The following is a 9,191-nucleotide window of genomic DNA, read 5'->3' on the forward strand; positions in this document are numbered from 1 at the left end:
AGCGAGGCACCCAGCCCCTCCCCCGCACCCCGATACGAAGCGCATCTGCGGTTCGGGGGTGCTTGTCAAGGCATCTTTCCCGCCTTGACAAGCACCCCCGAACCGTCAGCACAATCAAGCTTCGGGGTGCCCCACGCAACCCCACGGCAATGTCGCCGCCAGGCGACGAGCCGATCACTCCGGCACAACAAGCCGATCCAAAAACCCCCGCTGCCCCTTGACCAACTTCTCCCGAGCCACCTCAAGCGAAAACCACTCCACCCGATCCACCTCGGGAAACTCCCGCATCACCCCAGACCGAGGCGGCCACTCCATCTCAAAAACCCCCGGCACCACGACACCAGGATCAAGCTCCCCCTCCACCGCCCAAGCAGTCACGACCTTCCCGGACTGCCGAACCTCCCCCAGCGAAACCCATTCCCCGTCCGGAACCGCCACCCCCAGCTCCTCAGCGAACTCCCGCCGAGCCGCCGCCTCAGGTTCCTCCCCCTCCTCGATCTCCCCCTTGGGCAACGACCAAGCCGCCAGATCCTTCTTGGCCCAGAACGGCCCGCCCATATGCGCGAGCAACACCTCAACCCCGTCCGCGCCCCGCCGATAAACCAACACCCCAGCACTCCGCTTGACCACCATCCCCCCACCCTGCCAGCCCCGCTGACCAGCCCAAACACCGCCTCGAAAAACTTCCCGGCGATGTGTCGATCCCGGCCGGCCACGTTCGACGCATAGGCAGAAGGCAGCCAACAGCCACCCGGGAGGGACCCAAGATGACCACCACCACCGCCCCCAAGACCGCAGCCGCCGCCACGACCGAGGCCACGAAGTCCCTGGCAGACCGAGTCCGCCCGACCGTACTGGCCCTCTTCCGCGCCGTGGTGTCATTCCTCTTCCTCTGCCACGGCCTGATGGGCTTCGGTCTCTTCGGCGGCATCGACAACGCGGGCGGCGCGGTCCCCTTCGGCCAGTGGCCCGGCTACTGGGCCAGCCTGATCGAGGTCGTCGGCGCGGTCTTCGTCTTCGCCGGGCTCTTCACCCGCGTCTCCGCGACCGTGCTCTCCGGCGTCATGGCCTACGCCTACTTCACCGTGCACGCCCCGGAAGGCCTGCTGCCCCTGCACAACATGGGCGAGCCCGCCGCGCTCTTCGCCTGGATCTTCCTCGTCATCGCGGTGGTCGGCCCGGGCGCGGCCTCCCTGGACCAGCTGCGCCGCCGCTGAAAAACCGTGCCGAGAGCGGCAATCCCGGGAACTACCCGGGGTTGCCGCTCACGAGCATCGCCCGCCCGAGCGCGTGCTCCATCAGCACCGTCAGCACCTGCTTGGTGGAATCCCGCTCCCGCGCGTCGCACAGCAGCAACGGCACCTGCGGATCCAGATCCAGCGCCCCGCGGACTTCCTCGGTGCCGTACCGGTAAGCGTCGTCGAAGCAGTTCACCCCGACCACGAACGGCAGCCCGCGCTGCTCGAAGAAATCCACCGCGGGGAAACAAGATTCGAGCCGTCGCGTGTCCGCCAGCACCACCGCGCCGAGCGCGCCCTCGGCCAGTTCGTCCCACATGAACCAGAACCGGTCCTGCCCCGGCGTGCCGAAGAGGTAGAGGATCAGCTCGGGGTTGATGGTGATCCGGCCGAAGTCGAGCGCGACCGTCGTGGTGGTTTTGCCCTCGACACCGGACAGGTCGTCCACGCCCTCGGACGCGGCGGTGATCACCTCTTCGGTGCGCAGCGGCGGCACCTCGCTGACCGAGCCGACCATGGTCGTCTTGCCGACCCCGAACCCGCCCGCGACGAGCACCTTCACCGCTTGCGCGGTGAGCGACCGGCGGGGCTCAGAGTTTCCGGATGCCATCGAGAACCGCCTGGAGTACGTGGGGGCTGGGGGCGTCGGTCACCGGCGTCGCGGTGCGGAACAGCACGAGGTTGCGTTCTATCAAATCGCTCAGCAGCACCTTCACCACCGGCAGCGGGAGATCGACCCGCGCGGCCACCTCGGCGACCGAAACCGGGCGCTGGCACAGGGAAAGAATGCGCGAGTACTCCGGTTCGAGCCCGGGCGTCTCGCTCGCGGCGCGCAACGCGACGACGAGCGTGATGAGGTCGAGCCCGCGCGTGTCGGACCGGGTCCGCCCGCCGGTGACGGCATAGGACCGCACCAGCGGACCGGCCTCGTCCTCGTACCAGGACTCGCGCGCCGTCATGGCGAGGTCCGCTGGACCGCTCCGGCCCGCGGCGCCGCGGTGAGCACCGCACCGACCCGCTTGACCATCAGGTTCATCTCGTAGGCGACGAGCCCCATGTCCGCGTCGACCCCGGCCAGCAGCGCGAGGCACGCGCCCCGGCCGGCCGCGGTGACGAACAGGAACGCGTGGTCCATCTCGACCATCGTCTGCCGCACGTTGCCGCCGCCGAAGTGCCGTCCGGTGCCGCGGGCGAGGCTCTGGAACGCCGACGCGACCGCGGACAGGTGCTCCGCGTCCGCCTCGGACAGATTGCCCGACCGGCCGATCAGCAACCCGTCCGCGGACAGCACCACCGCGCGGTCCGCGCCGGCGACCCGCTGCACGAGGTCGTCGAGCAGCCAGTCGAGCTCGTTGACGCCGTTGTTCGCCATCAGTCGCGATCTCCGTACCTGTTGTCGTGCCCGGGATCGGCCTCGCGGGCCCGCCGGGTGCCCTGCTGGAACGCGCTGAGCCGGGAGCGGGCCTGCTCCGGCGAATCCTCGCGGACCTCCTCGGATTCCGGCGCCGGCCGGTCGCCGCGCAATTGCGGGACGAGGTTCTGCTGCCGGCGCCGCTGCGGCAGCGGGGGCCGTCCGGGCGGACGCGGCGGCGCGGCCCGGCCGTTTTCGACCGCCGGACGCGGCGCGCGGCCGGCGTCCGCGGGCGGGCGCTGCTCGCGGTTTTGCGGCGGACGAGCCGACGGCGCCTCGGCCACCGGACGCATCGCGCGGCGGGTCGGCGACTCCGGGCGCTGCTGCTCCGGCGCGACCCGCGGTTCCGGTGCGATCCGCGACGGCTGCGGCAGGTCCGCCCGCTGCGGTTCCGGACGCTTCCGTTGCGGCAGTTCCGGACGCTGTGGCTCAGCCCGCTGCGGCTCCGGCGCGGGCCGCGACGGCTCCACCGCGAGCCGCGACATCTCCGGCGTCCCGTCCGACTCCGGTTCCGCGGCGGCGTCCGAGGGCTCGGTCTCGCTGAGCGGAGCGAGCAAGTCCTTGCGCACCAACACGATCGCCCGGGTCCCGCCGTACGCGGATTCGCGCAGGTGCACCGAGATCCCGTGCCGCGACGCCAGCCGCGCGACCACGAACAGGCCCAGCCGCGGTTCGTCGGACAGCGCCATGATCCCGAAGTCCGGCGGGTCGGCGAGCATCGCGTTGAACTCGTCGGCCTGCTCCGGCTCGATGCCGAGCCCCTGGTCCTCGACCTCGATCACGACGCCCTTGCCGACCACGTTGCCGCGCAGTTCGACGCGCGATTCCGGCGGCGAGAACGACGTCGCGTTGTCGATCAGCTCGGCGAGCAGGTGCACGAGGTCGCCGACGACCGGGCCGCGCACCGCGACCTCCGGCAGCTTCGCCGTCTTCACCCGCGCGAAGTGCTCGGTTTCCGCCGCCGCGCCGCGGACGAGTTCGACCAGCGACACCGGATTGCGCCACTGCCGTCCGGGCTGGCCGCCGCCGAGGATGATCAGGTTCTCCGCGTTGCGCCGCGCGCGGGTGGAGAGGTGGTCGAGGCGGAACAGCGTGTCGAGCTGGTCCGGGTCCTCCTGCTTGCGCTCGGCGGCGTCGAGCACCTTCAGCTGCCGGTGCACGATGACCTGGCTGCGGTGCGCGATGTTGAGGAACACCGCCTTCGTGCCCTGCCGGGTCTTGGCCTCTTCGACCGCGGCGGCGAGCGCGGACTGCTGCGCGAGGTTGAACGCCTCGGCCACCTCGCCGATCTCGTCCGTCCCGTGGTCGAGCAGATGCCCGCCCTCGTCGAGGTCGACCGGTTCGCCCGCCCGGATCCGGCCAACGAGTTCCGGCAGCCGCACCTCGGCCGCGTCGAGGGTGTCCTCGCGCAGCCGGGCGAGCCGGGAGATGAATCGGTTCGACAGCCGCAGCGCGACCAGCACCACGGCGAGCGCGAACAGCACCGCCGCCGCGCCCGCGATGATCGAGTTCCGCAGCGTGTCGTCCGCGTCGGTGATCGCCGCGTTGGTCGCGTGCGCGCTCTGCGCGGCGAACATCGTCATCAGCGTGGTGGCGACCTGCTTGGCGTCGGTCCGCCACTGCTCCAGCGGCACCGGAAGCTGTTTCGCGCCGGACAGCAAGGCGTTCTCGACCTGCGTCACAGTCGTCCACGCGGGACTGGAGACGAGCTTGTCGTAGTTCGCCCGCACCTCGGGCACCATCTGCGGCACCGACTGTTCGAGCTGCGCGTGGTACGCGCCGATCTGGCCGAGGTACGCGCGCTGCTCGTCGCCGGACAGCCCGCCCGCGGCGAGCCCGGCCGAGGCCAGTGCGTCGCTGCGCTGCATTTCCTCGGCGGCGTTGAAGATCGGGATCGCGGACAGCCGGGCGTAGGCGTTGTCCGCGCCGCGCGCGGCCTGCGCGAGACCGGCGACGCCCTGGGTGAACTGGTCGATGATCTGGTTGTAGAAGGAAAAAACCTCGAGCCGCGGCACCTGGCCGGCGTCGACCCGCTGGCGCAGCTGCGGCAGTTTCGCCTCCAGCGCGGCGAACGTGGCGATGTTCTGCTTGACGCTCGCGGGCACGTTCGAGTCGCTCGCGAAGTTGCCCTGCAGCACCGAGGTGATCTGCGCGGCGGACGCGTCCGTCTTCGGCCGGGTCGCCAGCAGCGCGGCGCGCGCGGCGTCCTGTCCGGCGAGCACGCTCATCGACAGCTGCCGCTCCTGTTCCGCGGCGAGCAGGAACGGAATGCCGGGGCCTTCCGAACCGCGAATCTTCTGCGCGTAACTTCGCGCCTGCGTCGCGTCGAAAATCAGGTATCCGGCGAGCGCGATACCGACGACGAGCAACGCCACGCTAGGAATCAACGCGATCGCGAGCACGCGAGAGCGAATCGAGGAGCCGCGGCCCTTTCGCCCGGAATTCTGCTTCACCGTGATCCGTTTTCCTTCCGGCACTGCTGTGGTATTCGGGTCCTCGGTGTTTTCGTTGCACCGGTCCGACCAGCCGGATCACAGTTCACCGTGGTCTGCGTTGCCCGCGACGACGGTAAGCAACCTTCACGGGTGAGTCAAGTCCGGACCCGCGTTGCCGTCATCCTCTTGTTACCTGCTAGTAACCCACTGTGGTGCTTGGAAAACTGATCACCACCGGACGTGACCTTGGTCGCACCGGCTCCGCCGCCGTCGGCAGGGAGCCCGCGCGTGAGGTCCGTCACGACGACGCGTCCGCGAAAACTCACCGGAAACTCATGCGCATTTCCGCATCGGCGGCGGAATCGAACGGAAAACCGAGATCGATTTCCGGAATTCAGCGCCGCACGCCATTCGGCGGCCGATGCGCGGAAAGCCGCGGCATCGGCGCGGTTTCGGTTTCCTCCGCCGTCTCGCGCCGGTCGCGCCGCAGCAGATCGTGCAGCATCTCCCGGCACGCCCATGCCAGCACCGCCACGGACGCGACCAGCACCGCCACCAGCGTCGATTCGACCGGATAGCGCGCGACCAGCCCGCCGAAACGCGCGAGCACGAAGCCGATGACCACGCCGACGAGCAGGGTCACGAGGTACGAGAGCGGCACTTCCCGGCCGCGGTTCTCGATCATTTCGGCCCCTTTCGCCCCGGATCCGCGCGGCGGACACCGCTGCCCGATCAGCTTCGGCCCGCGAAAAAACAGGCACCGAGCATACCCGCAGGGCAGCGCACGGCGCGCCCGTCGATCACCCGAAGGGGCGAGCACGACACCGATTGTTCACCCGGGACCCGCGAATCCGGCCGGATCCCCGCGAATCCGCGAGGATATCGCGCGAATTCTTTTCAGCGCACCTCGCGCAGCACGGTCACCGCCCGCAGCACCTCGGCGTAAGTCGTGTACAGCGGGGCCAGCCCGAACCGCAGCACGTCCGGCGGCCGGAAATCCCCGAGCACCCCGCGTTCGTGCAGCGCGTTCATCGTCTGCTGCCCGCCCGCGTCCCGCACCGAAACCTGGTGCCCGCGCGTGTGTTCGCGCGGCGTCGGAATGTCGGCTCCGGGAAGGAGTTCGTCCGCACACCGGAAAAAGAAGTCGCCCAGCGCCAATCCTTTCGCGCGCAGCACGGAAAGGTCGACGCCGTCCCAGACGTCCAGCGCGGCGTCGAGCGCGAGCATCGACAGGATGTCCGGCGTGCCCGCCCGGACGCGCGCGATCCCCGCGCTGCCGCGGTACCCGGATTCCATGCCGAACGGATCCGCGTGCCCGGCCCATCCGGCGAGCGGCTGATCGAATTCCGCCTGATGCCGCTGTGCCACATAGACGAACGCGGGCGAACCCGGTCCGCCGTTGAGGAATTTGTACGTACAACCCACCGCGAAGTCGACGTCGCACGCGTCCAGCTCAACCGGAATCGCGCCGACGCTGTGGCAGAGATCCCAGACCGCGAGCGCGCCCGCCGCGTGCACCGCCTCGGTGACCGACGGCATGTCGTGCAGCCGCCCGCTGACGTAATCGACGTGGTTCACGAGCACCGCGGCGGTCCGCTCGCTCACCGCGCCGGGCAGCTCCGCCACCGGCACGCGCCGCACGGCGTGCCCGGTGAGCCGAGCCGCCTGGTCGGCCACGTAGCCGTCGGTCGGGAAGGTGGCCGCGTCGACCAGGACCTCGTCGCGACCGGGATTCGCCCGCACCGCCGCGACGAGCACCTTGAACAGGTCCACGCTCGTCGAATCCGCCACCACGACCTGCCCGGCCGCGGCCCCGACCAGCGGCGCGATCCGCTCCCCGACGCGCTGCGGGGCTTCCCACCAGCCCTCGGTCCACGACCGGATCAGCCGCCGCCCCCACTGCTGCCGCACCACCTGGCTCACCCGCTCCGCGACGTGTTTCGGCGGCGCGCCAAGGGAATTCCCGTCGAAGTACGCGACTTCCGGGTCAAGGTCGAACTCCGCGCGCTTCGCGGCGAGCGGGTCGGCGGCGTCGAGTGCGGCGGCCTCGTCGGCAAGGCTCTCGCCGCGCACGGCGGATTCGGTCATCGACGCTCCTCGGGGTTCCGGTTCGCCCCCTTTCTAACAGGAGGCGGGCCGGTCCCTCGAGCGCCGAGGCTGGCCGGGATTCTCTATCGGCCGCCGCTTCGACGACCTAGAGTGACCTGACCAGGCACCACCGGAGGAGGTCAGCGTTGACCCAGTCGATCGCCGAACAAGCCGAGGGCCAGACCATCCCGCTGCTGCTGCGGCGCAACGCCGTCGAGTACGGGGACCGGCCCGCGCTCACGTCGCTCGATCTCGAGGGCCGTCCGACGCTCACCTGGAGCGAGTTCCGGACCGCGATCGCCGAGGTGTCGCGCGGGCTCGCCGGGCTCGGCCTCGCCGCGGGCGACCGGATGCTGATCATGGCCCCGAGTTCGCCGGACCATCTCGTCGCCGACCTCGCGGCGGTCCATCTGGCGGCCATCCCGTGCACGGCGTACGCGACGCTCAGCCCGGAGCAGATCCGCTACGTCGCGCGGCACAGCGCCGCCCCGATCGTCGTCCTCGCCGGCGCCGACGAGCTGTCGCGCTGGCTGCCGGTGCTCGACGACCTGCCCGCGCTGCGCCGCGTGGTGGTCATGGACGAATCCGCGATCCCGGACGGCGACGACCGGTTCGTCGCGTACTCCGCGGTGCGCGAAACCGGCCGCGCCGCGCTCGCCGCCGACCCTGAGGCGTTCGATCGGGCGTGGCAGGGCATCCGTCCGGACGATCCGCTCGCGATGATCTACACCTCGGGCACCACCGGCGACCCCAAGGGCGTCGTGCTCTCCCACCGCAACGCGATCCACGAGGGGATCGCCGTGCACACGCTGCACAAGGCCCCGATGCACGCCACGAACATCGCGTACCTGCCGCTGGCGCACATCGCCGAACGCGAGCTGTCGATCTACCTGCCGATCGTCGCGGCGGGCCACGTGCACACGATCGGCGATCCGTCCGGCGTCGTCGCGGCGCTCGGCCAGGTGCGTCCGCAGAGTTTCTTCGGCGTGCCGCGGGTGTGGGAAAAGATGGTGGCGGGCCTGAAGAACATGCTCGCCGGCGTGCCCGAGGACCGGCGCGAGGCGCTCATCTCGGCCAACGAACTCCTGCAAGAGGGCTACAAACTCCGCAGCGCGGGCGAGGAACTGCCCGCCGATCTCGCCGAGCGCATCGCGAAGACCGACGAGACCGTGCTCGCCCCGGTGCGCGGGCTGCTCGGGCTCGACCAATTGCACATCGCGTCCAGCGGCGCGGCCGCGTTGCCGCTGGAAGTGCTGTACTTCCTCGCCGGGCTCGGCGTCGAGATCCGCGAGGTCTGGGGCCTGTCCGAGACCACCGGCGCGGCGACCGCGAACAGCGCCGACGCGTTCCGCGCGGGCACCGTCGGGCGTCCGATCGACGGCGTCGAGGTGAAAACCGGCGAGGACGGCGAACTGCTCGTCCGCGGTCCGATCGTCTTCCTCGGCTACCTGCAGCCGGACGGCACGATCGAACCGGCCACCGACGCCGACGGCTGGTTCGCCACCGGCGACATCGGCACGATCGACGAGGACGGCTACGTCACGATCACCGACCGCAAGAAGGAACTGATCATCACCTCGAGCGGCAAGAACATCGCGCCGACCCGGATCGAGGGCCTGCTGAAGGAACACCCGCTGATCGGACAGGCGGTCGCGATCGGCGACGCGCGGCCGTACGTGACCGCGCTGATCGTGCTCGACGACGAGATCGCGCCCGGCTGGGCAGCGGCCAACGGCGTCGAAGCGGCGGACATCGAAACACTGGCCCAGCACGAGGCGGTCCAGGCGGAGATCGCGCGGGCCGTCGAGTCGGCGAACAGCAGGCTCGCGCGGGCTGAGCAGATCAAGCGCTATCACGTCATCACCACCGCGTGGACGCCGGAGACGGGCGAGCTGACCCCGACGCTCAAGCTCAAGCGCCGGGTGATCAACGAGCGCTACCAGCCGGACATCGCCTCGCTCTACTCCTCGTGAGTGGCGGTGCCGGTTCTAATACTCCAGCTGTAGTTCGTGATCGGGT

Annotated in this window: 9 protein-coding genes; 2 read left to right on the forward strand and 7 right to left on the reverse strand. The window is 70.3% G+C overall.

Annotation, left to right across the window (positions count from 1 at the left end; all coding sequences use genetic code 11):
• Positions 1 to 174 precede the first annotated feature (174 nt).
• Positions 175 to 633 (reverse strand): NUDIX domain-containing protein, encoded by a 459-nt coding sequence (locus EIZ45_RS43545; protein ID WP_134670077.1) that lies wholly within the window; start codon positions 631 to 633, stop codon positions 175 to 177.
• 134 nt (positions 634 to 767) lie between these two features.
• On the opposite strand from EIZ45_RS43545, the gene EIZ45_RS43550 reads away from it, so the two are divergent.
• Complete coding sequence (locus EIZ45_RS43550) at positions 768 to 1,217, forward strand: DoxX family protein (protein ID WP_043827891.1); 450 nt, start codon at positions 768 to 770, stop codon at positions 1,215 to 1,217.
• A 31-nt stretch (positions 1,218 to 1,248) separates the two neighbouring features.
• Here EIZ45_RS43550 and EIZ45_RS43555 read toward each other — a convergent pair whose 3' ends face one another.
• The 6 genes from EIZ45_RS43555 to kynU all read right to left on the reverse strand — a co-directional run bounded on the left by EIZ45_RS43555 (position 1,249) and on the right by kynU (position 7,172).
• Positions 1,249 to 1,848, reverse strand: coding sequence for an ATP/GTP-binding protein (locus tag EIZ45_RS43555; RefSeq protein WP_037815207.1), 600 nt, complete (start codon positions 1,846 to 1,848; stop codon positions 1,249 to 1,251).
• Positions 1,829 to 2,197, reverse strand: coding sequence for a DUF742 domain-containing protein (locus EIZ45_RS43560; protein ID WP_043827889.1), 369 nt, complete (start codon positions 2,195 to 2,197; stop codon positions 1,829 to 1,831). Before EIZ45_RS43560 ends, EIZ45_RS43555 begins: the two co-directional genes overlap by 20 nt.
• Positions 2,194 to 2,610 (reverse strand): roadblock/LC7 domain-containing protein, encoded by a 417-nt coding sequence (locus tag EIZ45_RS43565; RefSeq protein ID WP_009082431.1) that lies wholly within the window; start codon positions 2,608 to 2,610, stop codon positions 2,194 to 2,196. The genes EIZ45_RS43560 and EIZ45_RS43565 overlap by 4 nt, the downstream gene beginning before the upstream one ends.
• Positions 2,610 to 5,102 carry a nitrate- and nitrite sensing domain-containing protein gene (locus EIZ45_RS43570; protein ID WP_134670080.1) on the reverse strand — a complete coding sequence of 831 codons (2,493 nt, stop codon included), beginning with the start codon at positions 5,100 to 5,102 and terminating at the stop codon, positions 2,610 to 2,612. The genes EIZ45_RS43565 and EIZ45_RS43570 overlap by 1 nt, the downstream gene beginning before the upstream one ends.
• Before the next feature lie 376 nt (positions 5,103 to 5,478).
• Positions 5,479 to 5,769 (reverse strand): hypothetical protein, encoded by a 291-nt coding sequence (locus EIZ45_RS43575; RefSeq protein ID WP_134670082.1) that lies wholly within the window; start codon positions 5,767 to 5,769, stop codon positions 5,479 to 5,481.
• Positions 5,770 to 5,981: 212 nt separating this feature from the next.
• Positions 5,982 to 7,172: a kynureninase gene (kynU, locus tag EIZ45_RS43580; RefSeq protein WP_134670084.1), complete on the reverse strand. Its 1,191-nt coding sequence runs from the start codon at positions 7,170 to 7,172 to the stop codon at positions 5,982 to 5,984.
• 146 nt (positions 7,173 to 7,318) lie between these two features.
• Between kynU and EIZ45_RS43585 the strand changes: the two genes are divergently transcribed.
• A complete protein-coding gene (locus EIZ45_RS43585; RefSeq protein ID WP_043827886.1) occupies positions 7,319 to 9,145 on the forward strand; it encodes a long-chain fatty acid--CoA ligase in 1,827 nt (608 codons plus the stop codon).
• Positions 9,146 to 9,191 lie beyond the last annotated feature (46 nt).

The sequence above is a fragment of the Amycolatopsis sp. CFH S0740 genome, from assembly GCF_004522315.1.
Classification (GTDB): Bacteria; Actinomycetota; Actinomycetes; order Mycobacteriales; family Pseudonocardiaceae; genus Amycolatopsis; species Amycolatopsis nivea.